17 protein-coding genes are annotated in these 20,930 nt (G+C 72.4%); 5 read left to right on the top strand and 12 right to left on the bottom strand.

Translation table 11 applies throughout. The annotated features are described in order from the left end of the window. Positions 1–94: 94 nt before the first annotated feature. Together IE295_RS16400 and IE295_RS16395 are read left to right on the top strand one after the other, a co-directional pair. A complete protein-coding gene (locus tag IE295_RS16400) occupies positions 95–904 on the top strand; it encodes an ABC transporter ATP-binding protein (protein ID WP_372479403.1) in 810 nt (269 codons plus the stop codon). Positions 905–985: 81 nt separating this feature from the next. Next, on the top strand, positions 986–3,550 hold the full coding sequence (locus tag IE295_RS16395; RefSeq protein WP_190064339.1) for an ABC transporter permease: 2,565 nt from the start codon (positions 986–988) through the stop codon (positions 3,548–3,550). A gap of 53 nt (positions 3,551–3,603) precedes the next feature. Here IE295_RS16395 and IE295_RS16390 read toward each other — a convergent pair whose 3' ends face one another. From IE295_RS16390 to IE295_RS33585, 3 genes are all read right to left on the bottom strand, one after another. After that, positions 3,604–5,490 (bottom strand): DUF11 domain-containing protein, encoded by a 1,887-nt coding sequence (locus IE295_RS16390; RefSeq protein ID WP_190064338.1) that lies wholly within the window; start codon positions 5,488–5,490, stop codon positions 3,604–3,606. Between the two features lie 348 nt (positions 5,491–5,838). Next, positions 5,839–6,075: a hypothetical protein gene (locus IE295_RS16385; protein ID WP_190064337.1), complete on the bottom strand. Its 237-nt coding sequence runs from the start codon at positions 6,073–6,075 to the stop codon at positions 5,839–5,841. Next, the gene (locus IE295_RS33585; protein WP_224323399.1) at positions 6,072–6,488 is read right to left on the bottom strand and encodes a PIG-L family deacetylase; all 417 of its coding nucleotides are present in this window, start codon (positions 6,486–6,488) and stop codon (positions 6,072–6,074) included. Before IE295_RS33585 ends, IE295_RS16385 begins: the two co-directional genes overlap by 4 nt. A gap of 391 nt (positions 6,489–6,879) precedes the next feature. Between IE295_RS33585 and IE295_RS16375 the strand changes: the two genes are divergently transcribed. Together IE295_RS16375 and IE295_RS16370 are read left to right on the top strand one after the other, a co-directional pair. Next, complete coding sequence (locus tag IE295_RS16375) at positions 6,880–8,007, top strand: NAD(P)/FAD-dependent oxidoreductase (RefSeq protein WP_224323400.1); 1,128 nt, start codon at positions 6,880–6,882, stop codon at positions 8,005–8,007. Then, complete coding sequence (locus IE295_RS16370; RefSeq protein WP_190064334.1) at positions 7,980–8,315, top strand: hypothetical protein; 336 nt, start codon at positions 7,980–7,982, stop codon at positions 8,313–8,315. Before IE295_RS16375 ends, IE295_RS16370 begins: the two co-directional genes overlap by 28 nt. A 37-nt stretch (positions 8,316–8,352) precedes the next feature. Here the strand turns inward: IE295_RS16370 and IE295_RS16365 are convergent, their stop codons facing one another. Together IE295_RS16365 and IE295_RS16360 are read right to left on the bottom strand one after the other, a co-directional pair. After that, entirely contained in the window at positions 8,353–9,492 is a 1,140-nt protein-coding gene (locus IE295_RS16365; protein ID WP_190064333.1) for an FAD-dependent monooxygenase, read from the bottom strand. Beyond that, positions 9,489–11,456, bottom strand: a complete 1,968-nt coding sequence (locus IE295_RS16360; RefSeq protein ID WP_190064332.1) for a LodA/GoxA family CTQ-dependent oxidase — start codon at positions 11,454–11,456, stop codon at positions 9,489–9,491. Before IE295_RS16360 ends, IE295_RS16365 begins: the two co-directional genes overlap by 4 nt. A gap of 178 nt (positions 11,457–11,634) precedes the next feature. Between IE295_RS16360 and IE295_RS16355 the strand changes: the two genes are divergently transcribed. Continuing rightward, the gene (locus IE295_RS16355) at positions 11,635–12,348 is read left to right on the top strand and encodes a type 1 glutamine amidotransferase (RefSeq protein WP_224323401.1); all 714 of its coding nucleotides are present in this window, start codon (positions 11,635–11,637) and stop codon (positions 12,346–12,348) included. A 273-nt stretch (positions 12,349–12,621) separates the two neighbouring features. Here IE295_RS16355 and IE295_RS16350 read toward each other — a convergent pair whose 3' ends face one another. Genes IE295_RS16350 through IE295_RS16320 form a run of 7 tightly spaced genes read right to left on the bottom strand, consistent with a single transcriptional unit; the run spans position 12,622 to position 20,911 of the window. Beyond that, the gene (locus IE295_RS16350; RefSeq protein ID WP_190064330.1) at positions 12,622–12,891 is read right to left on the bottom strand and encodes an acyl carrier protein; all 270 of its coding nucleotides are present in this window, start codon (positions 12,889–12,891) and stop codon (positions 12,622–12,624) included. Beyond that, positions 12,888–13,892 carry a beta-ketoacyl synthase N-terminal-like domain-containing protein gene (locus tag IE295_RS34140; protein ID WP_190064329.1) on the bottom strand — a complete coding sequence of 335 codons (1,005 nt, stop codon included), beginning with the start codon at positions 13,890–13,892 and terminating at the stop codon, positions 12,888–12,890. Before IE295_RS34140 ends, IE295_RS16350 begins: the two co-directional genes overlap by 4 nt. Continuing rightward, on the bottom strand, positions 13,889–15,040 hold the full coding sequence (locus IE295_RS16340) for a beta-ketoacyl-[acyl-carrier-protein] synthase family protein (RefSeq protein ID WP_190064328.1): 1,152 nt from the start codon (positions 15,038–15,040) through the stop codon (positions 13,889–13,891). Before IE295_RS16340 ends, IE295_RS34140 begins: the two co-directional genes overlap by 4 nt. A 3-nt stretch (positions 15,041–15,043) precedes the next feature. Beyond that, positions 15,044–16,081 carry a beta-ketoacyl synthase N-terminal-like domain-containing protein gene (locus tag IE295_RS16335; RefSeq protein ID WP_190064327.1) on the bottom strand — a complete coding sequence of 346 codons (1,038 nt, stop codon included), beginning with the start codon at positions 16,079–16,081 and terminating at the stop codon, positions 15,044–15,046. Then, entirely contained in the window at positions 16,078–17,199 is a 1,122-nt protein-coding gene (locus IE295_RS16330) for a beta-ketoacyl synthase N-terminal-like domain-containing protein (RefSeq protein WP_190064326.1), read from the bottom strand. The genes IE295_RS16335 and IE295_RS16330 overlap by 4 nt, the downstream gene beginning before the upstream one ends. Then, on the bottom strand, positions 17,196–19,763 hold the full coding sequence (locus IE295_RS16325; RefSeq protein WP_190064325.1) for a type I polyketide synthase: 2,568 nt from the start codon (positions 19,761–19,763) through the stop codon (positions 17,196–17,198). Before IE295_RS16325 ends, IE295_RS16330 begins: the two co-directional genes overlap by 4 nt. Then, entirely contained in the window at positions 19,760–20,911 is a 1,152-nt protein-coding gene (locus IE295_RS16320; protein ID WP_190064324.1) for an adenine nucleotide alpha hydrolase family protein, read from the bottom strand. Before IE295_RS16320 ends, IE295_RS16325 begins: the two co-directional genes overlap by 4 nt. Between the last annotated feature and the right edge of the window lie 19 nt (positions 20,912–20,930).

Here is a 20,930-nt window from a genome sequence, read left to right as displayed (position 1 = left end):
GGAGCGGACGCCGATACACAGCAGCCCGGGCCCCGATACGTTCCCCCGGCACCCTTCGAAGTGCATCTTTCCGCACCGAAGAGGAGTCCCTGTGATCGTCGATCCCTTTGCCCCGCACGCGCTGCACACGACGCCGGGGATCGCGGCCGCCACCGTCGGCCTGACGAAGGTCTACGGCAGCGGCGACACCCAGGTCGTCGCCCTGGACGGGGTCGGCATCGACTTCCGCGAGGGCGAGTTCACCGCGATCATGGGCCCTTCCGGCTGCGGCAAATCCACCCTGATGCACTGCGCCGCCGGGCTCGACTCGCCCAGTTCCGGTTCCGTGCGCATCGGCACCACCGAACTGAGCACGCTCAACGACCGGCAGCTCACCGAGCTGCGCCGCGACCGGATCGGCTTCATCTTCCAGGCGTTCAACCTGCTGCCGACGCTGACCGCGCTGGAGAACATCACGCTGCCGCTGAACATCGCCGGGCGCCGCCCCGACCGGCAGTGGCTGGACCGCGTCATCGCCATGCTCGGCCTCTCCCAGCGCCTCGGCCACCGGCCCGCACAGCTGTCCGGCGGGCAGCAGCAGCGCGTCGCGGTGGCCCGCGCCCTGGCCTCCCGCCCCGCGATCGTCTTCGGCGACGAGCCCACCGGCAACCTCGACTCCCGAGCCGGGGCCGAGGTCCTCGGCTTCCTGCGCGACTCGGTACGCGAGCTCGGCCAGACCGTCGTCATGGTCACCCACGACCCCGTGGCCGCCGGGTACGCCGACCGCGTGGTCTTCCTCGCCGACGGCCGCCTGGTGGACGAGATGACGCGTCCCACCCCGGACCGGGTCCTGGACCGGATGCTGCGTCTTTCCGGGGAGAACCCGCAGACCCCCGCCGTCGACGGCCCCTCGCGCACCAGCTGACCGCATCCGTCGAGCCCGCCTCCCAGGCCTCGCGCACCGCGCCGCACGTCCCTGCCCCTTCCCCGTTCCCGAAAGCTGCCCATGCTGAGAACAGCCCTGCGCAACGTCCTGGCGCACAAGGCCCGTCTGGCCATGACCGTCCTCGCGGTCTGCCTGGGCGTCGCGTTCGTCTCCGGCACCCTCGTCTTCGCGGACTCCTCCGCCGCGGCCTACCGCGCCGCCGCGTCGCGGAACTTCGCGGGCATCGCGGTCACCGTGACCGCGAAGGAGCCCCCGCCGGGGGCCGCCGCGGACCGGCGCACCAGCGTGCTCGACGACGCGCTCGTGCGGAAACTGGCCGACGTACCCGGTGTCGCCGCCGTGCGGCCGTCGGTCGACGGCTCGGCCACCCTGAACGCCGCCGACGGCACTCCGATGCGGGCCGACAAGGCGTGGGCGCACCTGGCCGCCGCCTACGTACCCGGCGCGGACGGCAAGGACAGCCGCTATCCGCTGGTCAAGGGGCACGCCCCCACGGGCGACGGCGAACTGGCCGTGGACAGCGGCACCGCCGCCGCGGGCCACCTCCGTATCGGCGACACCGTCACGCTGGCCACGGACGGCCCGGCGATGACCAAGCAGCTCGTCGGCATCGTCACCACCAAGGACTCCCGGGTGACCGCCGGCGGCACCCTCGCCCTGTTCGACAAGGCGACCGCCCAGCACCTGTTCGCCACCCCGGGCCACTACACCGGAATCGACCTGTCCGCCGCGTCCGGCACCCACCAGGCCGAGCTCTCGCGCCGGGTCTCCGGCGTGCTTCCGGCCGACCGTGCCGAGGCCGCCAGTGGCAGCGCCCAGGCCGCCCAGCAGGCCACCAACGTCGACACCATGACCCGTGGCCACGAAAAGCTGCCGCTGGTCTTCGCCGGGGTCTCGCTGTTCATCGGCTCGTTCCTCGTCGTCAACACCTTCACCATGCTCATCACCCGGCGCACTCGCGAGATCGCACTGCTGCGGGCGATCGGCGCCTCGCGCCGTCAGGTGGTCCGCTCCGTCCTCTGGGAGGCCCTGCTGGTCGGCCTCGCCGCGTCGGCGGCCGGATTCGTACTCGGCCTGGGCATCGCCTCGGTACTGCCCGACATCCTGGGCACCGGCACGGACCCGCTGCCCCGCGGCCCCCTGGTGATCGGTCCGAGCCCGGTCGTGGCCGCGCTCGGTGTGGGCGTGGGCGTCACCGTGCTCGCCGCGTGGCTGCCCTCCCGCAGGGCGGCGAAGGTCGCGCCCGTCGAGGCCATGCGCTCGGCCGAACAGCCGCCCTCCACCTCCCGGTCCCGCATCCGCGCCGTGGCCGGTCTCGCCCTCCTCGTCCTCGGCGCCGGCCTGCTGATCTCGCTCACGGGAGCGAAGGACGCCTCGGAGAAGAACCTCAACAGCGCGATGCTCGGCTGCGCCGTCCTCGTCACCGCCATGATCGTGCTGGCGCCGTTGCTCGCCGCCCCCGTGATCCGGCTGACCGGACGGCTGACCCGCCGCTTCGGGGTCACCGGCCATCTCGCGCAGGAGAACGCGCTGCGCGACCCGCGGCGCACCGCGGCCACCGCCTCCGCCCTGATGATCAGCACGGCACTCGTCGCCGGGCTCGCCGTCCTCGGCAACTCCACCGGACAGGCCCTCGACCACCAGGCCGCGGCCGGCCTCGGCGCCGACTACGTGATCGGCACCCGTACCCCCACGGTCGCCATCGACCCGGCCGCCGTACAGCGGGTGGCCGGCACCCCGCGAGTACGGAGCGCGACCGCCGTCGCCGACTCCACCATGGTCATCGGCGGCAGCGTCCGGGGCATCTCCGGCGTCGAGCCCGACACGGTGAAGGACGTCATGAGGCTCGGCCTCACCAGCGGTTCCCTCGCGGATCTCGGGCCGGGCCGGATCGCCGTCTCCGCCACCATCGCCCGGGAACACGGCGTGAGCGCGGGCGGCAGGATCAACGCCGCCATGGGCCGCGACCAGGGCTACGAGCAGTACTCCGTCGTGGCCGTGTACCAGGACAACCCCATCGCCGGCGACGTCCTCGGCTCCCGTACCGAAGTACAGCGGAACAGCTTCAAGCCCGGCTCCGTCCAGCGGATCCTCGTGCGCACCGACAGCGGCGCGACCTCCAAGGCCACCGAGGGCCGGCTGCGCACCGCCGTGGGCAACAACCCGCTGCTGAAGGTGCAGGACCGAAAGGCCCTCGTCCGCGAGGCCGCCGGCACCATGGGCGATCTGCTCACCCTGATGTACGGGCTGCTGGCCATCGGCGTCGTGATCGCCTCGCTCGGCATCGTGAACACCCTGGCCATGTCGGTCGCCGAACGCACCCGAGAGATCGGCGTACTGCGCGCCATCGGCATGGACCGTGCCGGCATCCGGCGGATGATCCGCCTGGAAGCGGTCACCGTCGCCGCGTTCGGCACCCTCCTCGGCCTGGCGGGCGGGCTGTTCAGCGCCTGGGCCGTCGGCTCGCTGGCCAACGGCGCGATGGAGCAGTACTCCCTGGCACTGCCCTGGGGAACGCTGCTCCTCGTGTGCCTGGCCTCCCTCGCGATCGGCGCGATCGCGGCCGCCGTCCCGGCCCGCCGGGCGGCCGCCCTGAGCCCACTGGAGGCTGTCGCGGAGGTGTGACGCACGATCCCCGGGCCGCAGCGCGGGCCCCGCCGGAGCGGGGCCCGCCGGTCTCAGCTGGCGCCCTCCTTCAGGGCGATGCCCTGAAGGTTGTAGACCAGGCCCTCGTTGGACTCCGCCAGTGAGTGGTGCAGCACCTGAACCTGCACGTCCAGCGGTGTGTTGGGCTCGATGCTGTGGCCCGTCGCGGGTGACTCGATGATGACGTGGCCGTCCGCGCCGCCGTCCTTCACCACCGTGTACCAGTGGTCCTTGTACGCCGGGTTGAAGCGGCTTCCGGCGGGCAGTCCGTCGAAGGAGAGCTGCCACTGCTGGACGCGGTTCCGGCTGGCGGCCAGTGTGAAGGTGTACGACCAGACGTAGCCCTTGTACTCCTCGGGCCAGCTCTGCTCGAAGCCGTTCTTCGACTTGATGGTGACGTCGATCTTCGGCGGGGTCACCTTCGTGGTCACCGAGCCGGTCTTGTCCGGCGAGGTGTTGGTGATGTCCGGAGTCTCGATCTTCGACGTACTGGTGAGGTCGCCGGTGAAGTTCTGCTCGATCGTGCCGGTGACGCGGATGACGGCCTTGCCGCCCCGGGGCAGGTTCAGGGGCTGGGTGAAGTCGGTGCCGGAGACGGTGCCCTGGCCGGCCGTCGCGCCGCCGGAGAGCTGGGGCGTCTCGAACCGCGCCCCGGTGATCTGTGCGGCGAGGGTGCCCGTGATCTTCGCTGCGGGAACGGCGTTCGGGCCCTTGTTCTCCACCGTCATCGTGTAGGAGATCGGCTTGCCCGAGTCGGCCGTGGCGGGTCCGCGCATGCCCAGCGGGACCTCGGCGGTCGGCGGTGCCGTCACCGTGGTCGTGACGGAGTCGGAGTACTTCGTCGCGATGTTGGCGCGCGTCTCCGAAGTAACCGTGGCGTCGCACGTGATGCTGCCGGTGGTGCCGGTCTTGACCGTACCGTTCAGCGGAATGACGGCCTTGCCGCCCACCGGGAGGTTCAGCGGCTGCGTGAACGTCCCGTCCGTGATGGTGCCCGCGCCCGCCGTCGCGCCGCCGCTGAGTTCGAGCGTGCCGAAGGCCGGGGCGGTCACCTCCGTCGGCAGCTTGCCGGTGACCTTCGCGTCCGGAACGGCGTTGGGCCCCTTGTTCTCGACCGTGATCCGGTAGTCGATCCGCGAGCCGGCCTGGAGGGACTGCGGGCCCGTCATCGCCAGCGGGAACTCGGCGGGCAGCGTCACCTCGAGGTCGCGGACCTCGTAGTTGTTGGTGAGCGCGCCCGTGGCGGCCGACAGGCCGAGCTTGAGGGTGCCGGGGAGCGGGGCCTGGCCCGTGGCGGTGCGCAGGTCGTAGTCGTCGATCAGCCGCTGCCAGTTGTTGTCCTTGCGGACGGAGACCGACACCTTGCGGTCGGTGATCGACAGGAGGACGCGGGTGGGGTTCGCACGCTCGAGGCTCAGCGTGGGCAGGGCCGCTCCCACGAGGTAGCGGTAGCCGTCGTATCCGTCCCCGGAGCCGCGCAGCACGACGTTGTCGGGCCTCGTCCCGGGTCCGGTGTCCCCCGCCTGGGTCGGGTTGGAGAACGAGCCGTGCTGGTCCACGCCGATGCCGACGTAGCCGTGGGAGACGCCGGGCTGCTTGTCCCCCTGTCCCTTGCGGTAGCAGGCGTAGCCGAGGGCTCCGCCGGGACCGCCCACGCCGGTCTCGTGCGCGCCGTCGATGAGGAAGAACGAGAGCCCGTCGGCGGGGTCGCCACTCCCGTACGCGGCGAGGTCGAACTGCACCGAGATGCCGTCACTGCTGGGGAAGGCGACGTTCAACAGGGCCGTCCCGGCTTGGAACGTCCTGGCCTGCGTGAGGCTGAGCCAGCCCTCGCCGGTCATCCTCGCGGAGCCGTACAGCTTCCAGTCGGGCGGGACGGTGGAGCCGGCAAAGGACTGCTTGTAGGGGAACAGCGACATCCCGAGGACCTCCGTGGCGGATGAGGACGGGTTCGCGTACGCGACCAACAGCGCGAACGTACGGGTGCGCCGGGTCTTCCCGCACCGGCGCGATCGCGCCACCGGCGCGGGAAGTGCCCTATCAAGACATGGGGTTGGCATCGCGGCGCACCGGGCCTCCGCCCTGGCTCGGGGGTGCGCCCGGAGCGCGCGGAATATGCCGCCGCCATGGCCGGAACCGACTCCGTAACCGTTTCTGCCGACGGGCGCCCGGAGCGCCATTGGCCTGCTTTGCCCCGTCGCCGGGCTCCTGGGCGTACGAAACACCGGCGGTCAAGGGCGGTCGGGACGCGCGCCTGGGCGTCCGCCCTACGCGTCGGCCGTCTTGCTGTCGATGACCGTGTCGAGCTGGGCCGTCAGGTCGTCGACCATGCGGCCGAGCAGGCGGACGAACTCGGCGCGGTCACGGTCGGACCACTCGGCCAGGCCGGCGGTGTCGAGGATGACGAGGATCGTCATCGCGGGCCGGTCCAGTGCCACATCGGCTGCCGCTGCGGCATGCTCGAACAGCTGCCCACGATTGAGCAGAGCGCTGAGCTGGGTCATGCGCGGCAGCAGCCCCGTGATCGCCTCGCCTCCGTCGGCCACTGCGGGGCCCGGTTCCAGATCTTGCCAACCAGAGGGGCGTTCAGCGTGTACCAGAAGTCGGGCTTGTCGAGGTAGTAGACGTCGCGGATCTTGAGGATCCCGACGGCCCTGCGCTCCTCCGTCTCACGGATCATGCCGAGGGCGGCGCCCTCCTGGGGCCCGACGGCGTTGCCGCCGCCCTCGCCCCGCGTGATGGTGACGACCGCGCTGCCGAGCCCCTCCTTCTCCTTCCACCGCCCCAAGGTGGCCAGGGACTGGAACTCGTCGTCCGGGTGGGCGCCGATGAACAGGACGTCGGTGTGCGCCCGGTCCGTACCGCCGCTCGAAGCCCCGCGCCCGGTCGGCTCGGCCTTCGTGTCGCAGGCGGTCACCGCCGGCACCCGCGCGATCAGTCCGGCCGCCGCCAGCGCGAGGGGCAGGGTGCTTCGCCGTTTGCGCGGATGTTTGCATGGGCGTTTGCGGGGACGTTTACATGGACGTTTGCGTGAATTCACGGAAACTCGTCCTTTCCTCCGGTCATCCCCTGGTCTGCCCACGCATTCCGGCACGCCATCGCCCTGTCCGATCCCGATCCGCTCCGCAGGCTGAAGCTCCAGGAATTCTTCGCCAAGTGGTACGGAGAGCAATTCACCGTTGTTCCCACCGCTCGCGCGGAGGACACCGCGCAGGTGGTGAACGCCCTCACCCAGGAGGGAATCGACGTGGTGCTCGTCGCCGCGGTGGGCGACGAGCCGGGCGCCTCGGCGGTGCTGGAGCGCGCCGGTGCGGCTGAAGGGGAACCCGGGGCGGCTCTGGCTGGCGCCCGACGGCGAGGGTGAGGCCGCCGGGGCCCGCGACAGCGCACCCGCCCGGCTGCCGTTCACCACCGACACGCTGGCGGAACTGGACCCGCGCGTCGTCGACAACGCCATCGCCGACTGGTGGGAGCACGCGACACCGGACCAGCGTGACGGTCTCGAGCAGGTGACGGTCCGGGCACCCCACCGTTCCCTCAAGGCGTTCGAGGTCCGGGCCTTCCTCACCGGCAGCGGCTTCGTCATCAAGTGTCAGAAGCCGGAACCGCCCACGGACGAGAACGTGTACGTGACGGTCCCCGGGATGTCCCAGCCGCTCAAGGACCCCTCCCTCGCCCGCCTGGCGGTCGCCCTGAAGCTGGTGGACCCGGCCGATGACAACGCCTGGTTCGACATCATCGTCGTGGGCGGGGGCCCGGCCGGGCTGTCCACCGCGGTCTACGCGGGGACCGAGGGCCTCAAGACGCTGGTCATCGAGGACGACGTGCCCGGCGGCCAGGTCGGGCCCAGCACCCAGATCGCCAACTACTTCGGCTTCCCCGACGGGATCGCCGGCTTCGAACTCGCCCGCCGGGCACTGAAGCAGGCCCGCAAGTACAAGGTGGCCTGGCAGCCCGCCCACCAGGCCACCGAGCTGCGGATCGGCGACGCCCAGAAGCCGCACGAGGTGACCGTCGGCGGGACCGAGACCCACACCTACAAGGCCGGGGCGGTCGTCCTCGCCAGCGGGTTGAAAGCCACCCAGATGGACGTCCCGGGGCTCAAACCCCTGCTCGGGCGCGGCGTCTACTACAGCGCCCTGGCCGTCGACGCGCCGGAGACGACGGGCGACCGCGTGGCCATCGTGGGCGGCGGCAACTCCGCCGGCCAGGCCGCGCTCCACTTTGCCAAGTACACCAAGGACGTCACCATCATCATCCGCGGCGACAGCATCAACTGGCGAGCCTTGAGATCACGCACAACCAAACGGACGACGTCCGCTACCTGGACGCCCGCTGGCTGTATCTCCTGCTCGGCGGAAAGCCGGACATCGGCTGGGTCGGCAAGGAGGCGAAGAAGAAGATCGCCGTGTCCACCGTCTCGGGTGCCGTGCTGACCGGGATGAACATCCCCGGCCACGCCAAGGCCCTCGTGAAGATCGCCGAACTCGCGCAGAAGGAGGGGGAGAAGAGGGGGTACACGGGAGCCCAGCTGGCCAAGTACGTCGAAACCGAGGTCCAGAAGGCACGCGCGGCCAACAACGAGACCAGCGTGCCCGGCGTCTACGCGGCCGGAGACGTGCAGTACGGCGTCCCGCCGCGCGTGGGTTCCGCCGTGGGGCAGGGCGCGGCCGTCCTCGGCGAGCTCTTCCACTACATCACCAAGCACCCCGGCCTCTTCCCGTCCTTCAAGCCGAAAACGTGACCGCCGGCCTCCGCGTCGGTGGACTGCGGTGGCGAGGTCAGGGGGCTCTGTGCCGGCGTCTCCAGAACGGCCGGTGCGGCCAGCGCTGTTCGAACGCGTAGTACGTGTGCCGGTTGCGCAGGTGGGCGGCGACGATGCCGTCGACGTTCGCGGCGTAGTGGTCGAGGTCCGCGGCGTCGCCGCCCAGGCGCGCGGCGACCGCCTCGCCCGCTCTCATGCCCGTGTAGAGCGCGGTGAGGATGCCTTGGGAGGAGAGCGGGTCGAAGGCCGCCGCCGCGTCGCCGGCGGCGGTCCAGCCGTCTCCGTGCACCCGGTCGAGGCGCGCGGTGTGGGCGGGTGCCCGCCGTGGCGTCACGCGGGCCGCGCGGCCATGGCGCAGGCCGGCGCCGGCGCGCGCGGCGATGTGGCGCGTGGCGGCGAGCCGGTCGAGCCAGGGCGGGCCGGTACGGGCGGCCGGGAGGTCCGCGTCGGTGAACCAGACGACGAGCAGGCGTTCCGAGGGCAGCGCGGCGGCGTACCACCAGCCGTCGGGCGCCGCCTCCACCAGCGTCGAGTTGTCGGCGCGGACTTCCCGGTCGCGGCCGAGGACGCAGTGGAGCGCGATGAGACGGTCGTACGTACGCCGCCGCGCACCGCAGGCGGTGGCGATGGCGGCGCGGCGTCCCGTGGTGTCGACGAGCCACCGGCACCGTACGGTCCGGCGGTCGTCGGCCGGGTGGTCATCGATCCGGCGGTCGTCGGCCCGGCGCAGGGCGACCGTCCAGGTGCCGTCGGCGTGCCGGGCCCGGGGGCGGACGGTCGTGCGCGTCTCGACGTGCGCTCCCGCCGCCTGGGCGCAGGCGCGCAGGCGGCGGTCGAAGAGCAGGCGGTCGAGGTGCCAGCCGGGGCCGTGCGGGTCGTTGACGCTGTCCACCGCGCCGAGTGCGGGCGAGCCCCAGGCGGAGAGATTGGCGTAGCACGGCAGGTGGCCGTCTCCGGGGATCCGGTCGCCGACTCCCAGGTCGCGCAGGAGCACTCCGGCGGCGGCCGGCAGCGCTTCGCCGACGCTGGGGGCGCCGGTGGCCGCGTCGGCCAGTACGACCGTACGCCCCTCCCGGAGCAGGGCCAGGGCGGCGGCCGCGCCGGCGGGCCCACCGCCGGCCACCACGACGTCGTACAGATCGTCGCGACTCCTCACGAGGTCTCTCCGACCGCGCCCTCCCCGTAGGGGTCGAGCTTGTCGATGTACCCGACGGTGATGACGTCCGGCGGGTAGCCCGTGGCGTCGGAGACCTCGGAGACGACGCTGTCGAGGGAGGCCCGGTCCAGGCCGGCGGCCTCGTCGACGTGGATGTTCACCAGGTTGTGGTCGTCGGACACCCCGGTGAGGTCGAAGCCGGGAACGGACTCGACCTGCAGGTTCTCGGGGTACTTCCCGTCGCCCACGGTGTACGGGCGGACCTCGACGATGCCGAACTTGTGCCATTCCTCCGCCGCTTGGACCAACTGCTGCTTCGGGTCGTTCCCGCGCAGACCGCGCAGCCACGAGGCGCGGCGGGCGAAGGCGTCCTCACGGGCTCCTTCCCCCGCGTCCGGGTCGTTGACGACGTGGTAGTCCGATTCCTTGAGGACGTGGTTGGGCACCCGGGCGGGCCAGAAGGTCGGCAGGTGGGGGTCGTAGCGCGGCCCGAGGTTCGCCCGGTTGAATTCGTATCCCCAGCGGCAGCTGGCAGTGTCGGTCTGCCAGGGGACGGCCATCCACCGGGTCAGGCCGCCGGGCGCCTGGGCGTGGAGCGGCCCGTCGGAGGCCAGTGCCCGCTGTTGGGTGAGTGCGGCGCCGTAGTCCGGTTCCGGCTGTCCTGCCGGCCGGTGCCGGACGCGGAACGGCTCGGAGTACATCGAGGGGTGCCGGACGGGCCAGGTGACCTCGCAGCCGGGGTGGAAGGCGTCGGCGAGGCAGAAGTCGAGCGCGGCGCGGTCCAGGAGGCCGGGCTGGTCCGCGACGGGGGCGTCCTCGAGGGAGTGGGGGAACCCGGCCCAGGGGCTGGGATCGAAGTCACCCTTCACCCACTTCAGCAGCATGTCGTCCTGCAGCTTCGAGAGGGTCATGTACTGCAGTTCGGATTTCGGCTTGCTGGCCATTCCGTCGCCGTAGAGCCAGGGCCAGGTCATGGGCGCGAGGCCGTCGCGCTCGAGGTCGCGCAGGGCGGTGTAGATCTGCCGGCGCAGTTCCTGGTGGGTCTCGCCGGTGCCGGAGAGGCGGCGCAGCGTCTCGGGGGCCATGAAGTGTTCCGGTCCGCCGAAGCCGAAGTGGGTGGCGAAGCCCTTGTTGACCCATTGGAGTTCGCAGAACCGGCGGAGGATGGGCTTGATGTCCCGGTCGAAGGACACGCTGGTGGGCGCGGGGAGCGTGCCTTCGTCGACGAAGAGGTCGACGAGCAGGTCGTAGACCGTGCGCAGGGTCTTCACGTCGGGTGCGTAGTTGGGCGGGGCGACCACGAGCCAGGCGGGCTGGACGGGCACGGCGTGGCCGCCGAGGGTGAGTTGCGCGGTGACGGGGCCGTCGGAGGTGTCGTCGTACCAGCCGTCGTTGTTGGCGAACGACGTCAGCAGCTTGCTCTGGGGAGACTTCGCCGCACCGGCGCCGCCGAGCACCACCAGACGTCCGTCGGCATCGGCGTGCATCCGGCCCAGCGAAACGGCTTGGCCGCAGAATTTCCCGCCGGTGAATTCCACCGTCTGGCCGCTGGACGCGTTCAGGGACTTGCGGCCCGGGTCGATGACGAGTCGGCCGCGGTCGGTTTCGGTCGAGTTGCGTCGCGGCGAGCTGATGTTCACGCTGTCGTCGATGTCGAGGGCGAGGTTGAACGCGTACCAGGCGCCCTTCCTGTTGGCCAGGTGCACGCTCCAGGTGAGGGCGGCGCCGGGATCGGTGGCCTTGATCTCACGGACGACACGGCCCGCCGCGTCGTACCCGTAGATCCGGAACCGTGCCGCCTGGCGTTTCACCGCTCCCTGGGAGTCCTTGTACGAGCCGGCGGGTGCGGGCTGCGGGTCGGGGGTCTCGGGGCCGAGGAACCATCCGTCGGGGTCGGTGCTGTTGCCCACGCGGGCGACACCGATGGCGGGATGGATCCTGGCAGAGGCGATGTCGTCGGGCACGGTCCGGGCCTCTCTGCCCGACGCGGCGGCCGGGGCTGTGGGAGGGAGAGCTTGCTTGCCATCAGGTGACTGCTATGCCCAGAATTGACCGCAATGAGAATGCATGGCTACGCCATATAACATATTGTGATCATTTGGCATGTACGGCCGTCCGCCGGACCGGGGTGGAGGTAGGGACGTGTCCCGGCTGCTCGTGGTGCAGAACGACCCGCGCGCCCATGCGGGCCGTCTCGGTGACTGGCTGAACGAGGACGGAATCGACCTGGAAGTGATCGCGGCCCACGACGGGGCCGGCCCACCCGCGCGCCTGGGGCACCGGGCCCTCCTCGTCCTCGGCGGCGGGTACCTGCCGGACGACGACGAACGCGCACCCTGGCTCGCACCCACCCGCGCACTCGTGGCCCAGGCCCTGGAGACCGGAGCACCGTTCCTGGGCGTCTGCCTCGGCGGCCAGCTACTGGCCCACGTGGCCGGCGGCACGGTCCGCGGGCGGCACGGAGCGCCGGAGATCGGCAGCACTCCCCTGACCCTGCGACCCGAGGCCGACGACGACCCCCTCTTCACCGGGCTGCCCCGCCGCGTCACCGCCATCGAGCAGCATGTGGACGCCATCACGGCGCTTCCCCCGGACGCGGTATGGCTGGTGACCGGCGAACACTGCCCGTACCAGGCCTTTCGGGTGGGAGAGCATGCCTGGGGAGTCCAGTTCCACCCGGAGGCCGGCCCGGACACCGTCCGGCGGTGGGATCGCGACCGGCTCACAGCCCTCGGCCTCGACCCCGACGAGCTCCTGCGCCGGGCGACCGCCGACGAACCGGCGGCAGCCGCCATCTGGCGGAAGGTCGCCGCACGCTTCGCACGCGTCGTACGTACCACGGTGCCGCCGCCTTGACCTCCGGGCGCCCCGCATCATCCGTACGAGCGGCCGACGCATGTGGCGCCTCGCAGAGGGACAGCTCTTGGGCGTTCCCACCTCACCCAGGAAGGATGCCCATGCGACACCTCGTCCCGAAGAGCTTCGGTGGGCTCGCCGCTGCGGCAGTGCTCTCGCTTACCGTTCCCGGGTCCGCTTCCGCGGCGTCCGGACAACTCGTCCTCAACGGACGCGTCTTCACCAACCCGCCGTCCGGGTGGTTCCGCAACCTGAACGCGCCCCTGTCGGTTGTCATGAAACGGTGCCGCCCTGTGTGGTCCTGGCGACCAGCAGTGCGTGTGCGGCGCGCAGGGTCGTGGTGCGCCGCAGGTCGTCCTCGGTCAGGTGGACGCCGTAGTCCTCCTCCAGGACGACTTGCATCTCGAGCGCCAGTAGGGAGTCCGCGCCCAGGTCCTCGACGAAGCGGGCGTCGTCGGTGACTTCCTCCGGGTCGAGTTCGAGCGTCTCGGCGATGGTGGCGCGCAGTTCCTCGATGTCGATGGCGGTGTGGTGGGGGGTCATCGTGTCTCCAGGGTGGGGTCGGTGGGTGGCTGAGGGTGTACCGCGGTGAGGGCGCAGGTGCCGTCGGGGCTGGCGGTGGCCACGATGTGGGGTGGGCCCGGTGCCGTGAGGCCATGGGCGATGTGGAGGACGGGCAGCAGGGTTCCGCTGCCGGCCGGCAGGAAGTCGGTGCGCAGGCCGAGCGTCCTCAGCTGGGAGAGGAGTCGGGTGGCCACGGGAGAGGGTTCGGCGATGAGCCGGACCGGCGGATGGATGTTCCGGTGGCGGGCCGGCGTGACTCGGGCGAGGGCCTCGGCGGTCGTCCGCAGGGCGTCGGGGGCCGGTGTGCCGGAGGCAAGGAGGGGAGCGAGGAAGAAGGTGGCCGTCGCGCACGTGCCATGGAGTGCGGCGCCGCGGGCGGCGGCCGCGGCCCGGGGTTCGAGGACGAGCACGGCCGCGCCGGCGTCGGAGGCGGAGTGGCCGGAGTGGTGGGAAGGGAGCGCGGCCTCGGTGGATCCGGCGAGCAGGAGGTCGCACCGTCCGGCGGCGTATGCGCGGGACCCCGCCTGCAGTGCCTGCAGGCCCGCCGCGCGTGGTGAGGTGAGGGTGAGGTTCCAGCCCTTGATGCCGTGTTCCATGGCGACTCGGCCCGCGAGGGTGTTGACGGAGAAGTACGGGGCCGTCGCCGGGCTGAGGCGGTCCGCTCCGGCCGTGGTGACCGTCTCGTCCATGGCGTCGATCAGGCCCGCGATGCCGTTCTCCGTGCCGACGGCCATGCCACGTCGCGGTTCCGGGATCCGGGTCACCGCGTCTCCGGCGTCCCGTAGTGCGCGGCGGGTCGCGGCGATCAGGTAGCGGCAGCCCGGAGGAACGTACTTGTACCCCCGGGGGCCGAGTTCGCTCACCACGTCGAACCAGTCCTCATCGGCGTCGGCCGGGGTACGGAGGTCGAGCTTGGCCGGGTCGTTCCCCCAAGGAGAGACCACACCAATGCCGGTGACCACCAGCGTGTCCGCCCTCATGCGGCGCTGCCCTCGAGCACGAGTGACACGTTGTTCCCTCCGAAAGCGAAGGCGTTGACGAGGATGTGGCGGCCCGTCAGCGGCTGTGAGGGGCCCTGGGGCAGGTTGACCGGGCAGTGGGGGTCCTGCTCCGGTCCGAGGGGTGCGTTGGGCGGTACGGTGCCGTGGTCCAGCATGAGCGCGGCCGCCAGCGCGCCCAGGGCGCCCGCGGCCCCGGCGGTGTGGCCGATGAGCGCTTTGAGGCTGTAGACGGGCAGGTGGGCCGCGTGGTCGCCGAAGACGGCACCCAGGGCCTGGCTCTCCACGACGTCGTTGAGGCGAGTGCCGGTGCCATGGGGCACGACGCATCCCACCGTCCCGGTGGTGGCCCCGGCCTCGTCCAGGGCGTCGGTCATGGCGCGGCGGATCTGGCTTCCTGCGGGTTCCGGCGCGGTGAGGTGGTGGGCGTCGCAGCTCCATCCGGACCCGGCGAGCCTGGCGTAGGCGTGCCGGACGCCGCGGCGGCGGGCGTGGTCCGCCGTCTCCAGGACGAACACGGCGGCGCCTTCGCCGAAGACCGTGCCGGCGCGGTCGCGGTGGAAGGGCCGGCAGGCTCGGGCGTCGACGGCTCCCATGCGGTTGAAGCAGGCCAGGGCGACCCTGCTGTACGCCTCGGCACCGCCGGCCACGACGACCTCGGCCTCCCCTGTGCGGATCAGGTCCGCGGCGATCGCCAGGGCGAAGCCGCCCGCCGCGCAGGCGTTGCTGACGCACGTGGCGCCGGCACCGCTGCCGATCGCGGTCGCGAGGGCCGCGGCGACGGTGAAGCCCGGCGGGGCGGGCCGGGCGGCGGCGAGGGGGCGTTCCCAGTGGTCGGCGTTGCCGCCGCCGGTGCCGAGAACCACCGGAGCCCGGGCACATTCCGAGGAGGTCAGCCCGGCGTCGACGATGGCCTCGCGGGCCGCGGTCAGTGCCAGCCGGGTGGCGCGGCCGTCGGTGCCGGGTTCGGCGGGTGCCGGGTGGATCAGCGGCAGCCGCATCCGCGCGCCGGGGTCGGCCGCCGGCCGGGGGCGGATCTCCGGGGCGGCGCACAGAGCCTTCCACATGGCGGGCACTCCGACGCCGAGGCAGGACACGGCCCCCGCTCCGGTGATCAGGACGGGCGTCATTCTTCACCTTTCCGGTGGGGCTTCTTCGCAATGGGGCCTCGGAGGGCCGGGCAGGCCGGGCCGGGGCATCGACGAGAGGGCGGAGAGCAGGACGGCCGCCGCGGCGTCGTCCTCCGGGGCGCCCCCCGATACGGCCAGGGCCGTGGGCGGGGTGCCGGGCGGCGGGGTGACGGAGAGCCAGGCGGCGGCCGCGACGCATTGGAGCACCCCAAGAGCACCGGAGGCGGGCGGCAGCGTACGGGCCATGTCACAGACGGCGCAGATGTGGGGTGGGCGCCCGTCGTCGGCGCGGTGGCCGGGTGGGAGCCAGAGACCCGCCTCCTTGCCGGCGCCCACCGCGCGGACGGCGGCAGCCGGATCCCGGCGGCGGGCGTACGCGGTCACCGTCACGGAATTCGGCCGACCGCGCCCGGCCGCCGCCTGGGCGGTCTCGAGGACGAGTGCCGCCGCGCCGTCGAGCAGCCGGTCGCCGGGGGCGCGGGCCTGGTCGGCCACCATGTGCAGCGGCACCGGGTCGGCGGGTTCCACGCCCACGACGACCATGCGCCGGGCCCGCCCCGACCGGAGGGCCCGTACGGCCCACCCCACGGCGTCGAGCCCCGAGGTGGCGCCGTTGCAGAGCGTCAGGTTGACGGCGTTCAGCCCGAATCGGATGGCCACGCTGGAGGCGACGACGTTGCTGCACGCGGTGGGCAGATCCACCACGCGCAGCCCCGCCGGGCCCGCCCGGACGGCCGCGTCGGCGGACCGGCACACCGTGTCGAGATTGCCGAGGTTCGAACTCACCACCGTGCCGACCGTCGTCCCCGGCACGGTGAGGGAACCGTCCTTCAGCAACCCCGCTTCGGCGAGGGCCGCCTCGGCCGCGACCAGGGCGATCCTCGTCGCCCGGTCCTTGAACCTGGTGTCCCGCCCGGACGGCGGCCACGGGAGCGGGGGATGTGGCGGGCGGACGGCCGCCAGCAGGCCCGCGCCCTGCGGCACGCCCGGAATCGCGACGCCGGTCCCGGCGACCAGCACCGTCGTCGAAGGGCACGTCATAGGGCCTTCCCCAGGATCGCCACGGCGTTGACGCCTCCGAAGCCGAACGCGTCGATCTGCGCGGTCACCGGGGCGTGGCCACCCACCGGGCCGCCGGTGGCGAACCTCAGCCCCGTCGCCTCGTCGATCGGATCGCTCAACCCCACGGCCGGCGGCACCCGGCCGGTGCGCAGGCACTCGGTGGCGATCACCGTGGCGAGCAGCCCGGAACAGCCCGAGGTGTGCCCGGTCATCGCTTCCACGGAGATGATCAGGGGGCTTTCGCCGCCGGTGCCGAAGACCCGGGCCAGCGCCAGCGCCTCGGCCCGGTCGTTGACGAGCGAGCCGGTGCCCTGAGCGTGGACGAGATCGACGTCCGACGCCTTGATCCCGGCCTGTTCGTGTGCCCGCGTCTGCGTACCGACGAGCCCGTCCACGTCGGGTGCGGTCACATGGCGGGCGTCACAGTGCAGGGCCACCGAACGCAGCACCGCGCGGGCCGGTCCCCCGCGGCGCAGTACCACGGCGGCGGCACCCTCCCCGAGCAACTGGCCGCTCCGGGCCCGGTCGAAGGGCCTGACCTCCCGCGGGCTCTGCGGCTGCGCCCGGTCGAGCAGGCCGTACATGCTCGCCGTGATGGTGTCGACGCCGGCGGCCACCACCGTGTCCGCGTCGCCCGCGGCGAGCAGGTCGGCGGCGAGAGCCAGCGCGTACAGCGAAGCGGAGCAGGCGCCGCCGAAGGTATGGGTGTCCACCGCGCCGAACCGGTCTCGCAGGGCACGGCCGAAGGACAGGTCGGCGACGTCGAGCCGGCCTCGCTCCGCCCACCGGCGTTCTGCCGCCCGCAGACCCCGCAGTCCGCTGCCGACCAGGACCGGGACATCGGTCAGGTCCGCGGGAAGGCCGGCCTGGCCGAGGGCCTCGGCGACGGCCTGGCACAGCCGGTCGGCCGGCTCCCGGGGCGGGCCCGGGATCTCGAAGGCGTGCCGGGTGCGCATGCGGGAGGTGTCGAAGGCACGCAAGGGGACCGGGCCGCCGCGGCCGGCGCACAGGGCGTCGAAGGTGACGGCGGTCCCCGTGCCGAGGCTGGTCACCGCGCCCGTCCCGGCGATCCGCCAGGTCTGCGTGGGGCCGTTCACGGCGTGCTCCAGGCCGCGGCGACGCGGTCGGCCAGGCCACGGATCGTGGGCGGGTCGCCGAAGGACGCCGCGAGGGTGCGGCCCAAGGTGGTGCCGAGCGTGGCGACGACGTCGATCAGGACCAGCGAGTCGGCCCCGAGATGGTGGAGGTTCTCGTCCGGCCCGGGCAGCCGCCCGTCGTCCGCCTCGAGCAGGCCGCCGACCTGCTCCCGCAGGATCTGCTGGAGGATCGCGCTCCGTTCGGCCGGTGCCGCCTCTTCGACGCGACGGCGGGCGTCGGCCGAGGGCCCGCCGGCACCGGGGCCGGGCCGCTCCGACGGGCCGGGGTGACGAAGAGGCGGTTCCACCCAGTGGCGACGGCGCTCGTAGGGGTACGTGGGCAGGGGCACCCGGCGCCCCACGGGCCCGTACCAGTGCGTCCAGTCGACCTCGGCGCCGGCGGCCCAGGCCCGGCCCACGGCGTCCAGCAGCACCTCGGTGGCCGTCCGGCCGCCGTCGCAGTCGAAGGAGAGAGCGACCAGACCGGCGTCCTTCAGGAGCGCCTCCACCGCCTGCCGGTCGTCCTCCACGGTCTCCGTCCGGGTCCAGGTATCCGGGGAGACCGCCTCGTCCGGCCGCAGCCAACCCGACCCCGGATCCACCGGAATGCCCGGCTCCGCACAGGTCACCGCCCCGGCGGCACGCCCGGTGGCCAGAGCCGGCACGGCGGCGGGCGGGAACACCCCGGCCAGGCACCCGGCGGCGAGCCGGGCGGGCCCCCGTCCCACCACGGCGGCGGGCCGCACGCCCCACGCCCGGCACGTCCGCGCCAGCGCGTAAGGGACGACGAAGCGGGCCGCGTCCTCGCGCTCCAGCACGGCTCGCGGGTCGGTGCCGAACGCCGCCGCGCACGCGTCCACCACCGCCCGGAACGCGGCCGCCTCCCGGTACAGTTCGCCGGCGCCCGGGAAAGGTCCGGTGCCGGTCAGCACGTAGGCGAAGCGTGGCGGGCTCTCCTCGCGCTCCCCGCTCCGTACCCGGTCCGGGTCCAGGAGCGCCAAGGTGAGCGCGGCCTCGGCGACACCGCCGCAGACCACCGCCCGGCGGTGGGCGTGGTGGGCCCGTCCCATGGTCAAGGTGTACGCGACCGATGTGAGGTCCAGGCCGGGGTGTCGGCGCAGGTACCGGGCCAGATCCCCGGTGGCGCGCTCCAGCGCCCGGGGCGTACGGGCCGAGAGCAGCAGCACTTCGCCGCCGCGCGGCTGTGGCGCGGGCGGTGGTGCGGGCGGTTCCTCCAGGACCACGTGCGCGTTGGTGCCGCCGATCCCGAACGAGCTGACCCCGGCCCGCCGGGGGCCGGCCCCGCCCGGCCACGGTGTGCAAGTGGTGCCGACGCGGAAGGGGCCCGCGGAGAAGTCGATGTCGGGATTGGGGGCACGGAAGTGCAGGCTCGGCACGAGCGTGCGGTGGCGGAGCATCAGGGCGGTCTTGATCAGGCCGGCCATGCCCGCGGCCGCGTCCAGGTGACCGATGTTGGTCTTGACCGACCCCAGCACGGTCACGCCGCCGTCCCCCGCGCCCGGGCCGGACCCGAACGCCCGGTTGAGGGCCGCCACTTCAACGGGATCACCCAGTGGTGTACCGGTGCCGTGCGCCTCCACGTAACCGATCGTCCCGGGCGGACAGCCCGCCACGCGCTGCGCCTCTTCGATGACGGCGGCCTGCCGCTCGACGCTCGGCGCGGTGAACCCGGCCTTGAGCGCGCCGTCGTTGTTGATCGCTGTCCCCTTGATCACGGCGTGCACGGTGTCGCCGTCCGCCACGGCGTCGTCCAGCGGTTTGAGGACGACGACGCCCGTACCGCTGCCGATCACGGTGCCCCGGGCCTCGGCGTCGAAGGCCCGGCAGTGGCCGTCCGGGGAGAAGATCATTCCTTGCTGGTGCACGTGGCCCTCGTCCTGGGGCATGCGCAGATGGACGGCGCCCGCCAGCGCGATGCCGCACTCGCCCGCGAGGAGGCTCAGGCAGGCCAGGTGCACGGCGACCAGCGAGGTGGAACAGGCGGTGTTGACCGCGACGCTCGGCCCGCGCAGGCCGAGCTTGTACGAGACCCGGGTGGTGAGGAAGTCCTTGTCGTTGGCGAGCATGAGCCGGTAGCGGCCGAGCGCCGACGCCTCGGCGTAGCGGTCGGCGAGATTGCCCGGGAGATAGGTGTTCATGCCCGCCCCTCCGAAGACCCCGATCTCTCCCGGGTAGGCGCGGGGGTCGCATCCGGCGTCCTCCAGGGCGGCGAGCGCGCACTCCAGGAAATGCCGGTGCTGCGGATCGAGGATCTCGGCCTCGTCGTCGCCGATGCCGAAGTGACCGGCGTCGAACCGGTCCACTCCCGGGATCGCCTGGACCGCACGCACATGGCCGGGCACCGCCAGACGGGCGGGATCGGCCCCGGCGGCGAGCAGCTCGTCCTCGGTCGCGAACCGGACCGTCTCCCGGCCTTCGCGCAGGACCTCCCAGAACGCGTCCGGGGAGGGGGCGCCGGGGAACCGGCACGCCATTCCGATGATCGCCACGTCGCAGCCGCTCATGCTCCCGCCCCGCCGCCCCGCAGCACGACGCCGAGATCCGCCGCGGTCTCCCGCAGGTCCAGGAACTGCCGGGCCACGAAGCGCGCCGCGTCCTCGGTGGCATCCAGCTGTGTGAAGAGCTCGATGAGTTCCCTTTCCTGTGCGGCCGGTTCGCCACGGCTCCCGGCGATGTCCAGGACGACGCGCTTGAGCCGCTCCTCGACGGCGGGGAGGTCGACGGCACGGGGGAAGGCGATGCCGAACGTGGAGCGGTGACGGTTCTCGTCGCGTCGGACGGCTCGCCGGTGGCTGGCGGCGTTGAGCTTGTAGAACATGCAGTCCCAGTTCAGGAACGAGTAATAGTTCAGCAGCGGGAACAAGGTGCAGTGCGTCTCCAGCGGGGAGGAGGCGTAGAGCCCCTTCTCCTTGAGTTCGGCGACGATGCGGTCCGGGTCGTAGGCGTAGCGCATGGCGATGAACGGGAAGACGATCCGGGGCAGTTCGTCGTCGTCGGCGAAGAGCAGCCGTTCCAGCTCGCCCCGGAAGAACTCGTCCGCGAGCCGCCGTCCGAAGGTCCGGTAGAAGCCGCGCACCACCTCGCGCACGTCGGATTCCATGGTCAGGATCTGCTGCGGGTCGGCGCACAGCACGATGTACGGGATCCGGTGGCGAAAGGCATGGAGGATCGCTCTGATGACGAAGAACGTGCGGCAGGAGACGCACGGCAGCTTCTCGTCCAGGTACGTCCCCGGTTTCGCCGGGGTCCGGTTGAAGACCTCCCGCATCACGGCCTTGATGGTGTCGTCGTCGGAGTCGAGCACGAAGGTGGCGGCAATGCGCTCGCGAGCCAGCCTGATGTTCTCGGCCGCGTGGACGCTCTCGAACGGCACGTCGAAGGTGTAGCAGAGCACCCGCTTGCCGTGTTCGTTGACGAACTTGTCCAGCATGTAGGTGCTGTCCTTGCCCCCGCTGTACATGAAGAGGCAGTCGTGGTCGCCGTGGGGGTTGGGACCGCTGCGCGTGAATTCCTCGAAGACCCGCTTGGTGTACGTGAAGTTCTCCATCAGGTCACCGGCGACATCGAGTGTGCACAGGCTGCACACGCCGTCGTCGCCGAAACGGATACCGGGATGGTTCTCCTTGAGCGCGCACACGGTGCACATGCGCATGGCGAACGCTCCTTCTCTC

This window comes from Streptomyces griseocarneus, from assembly GCF_014655595.1.
GTDB lineage: Bacteria > Actinomycetota > Actinomycetes > Streptomycetales > Streptomycetaceae > Streptomyces > Streptomyces griseocarneus.
The sequence above is the reverse complement of the archived record's forward strand: the minus strand, read 5'-3'. Positions and strand labels throughout refer to the sequence as shown.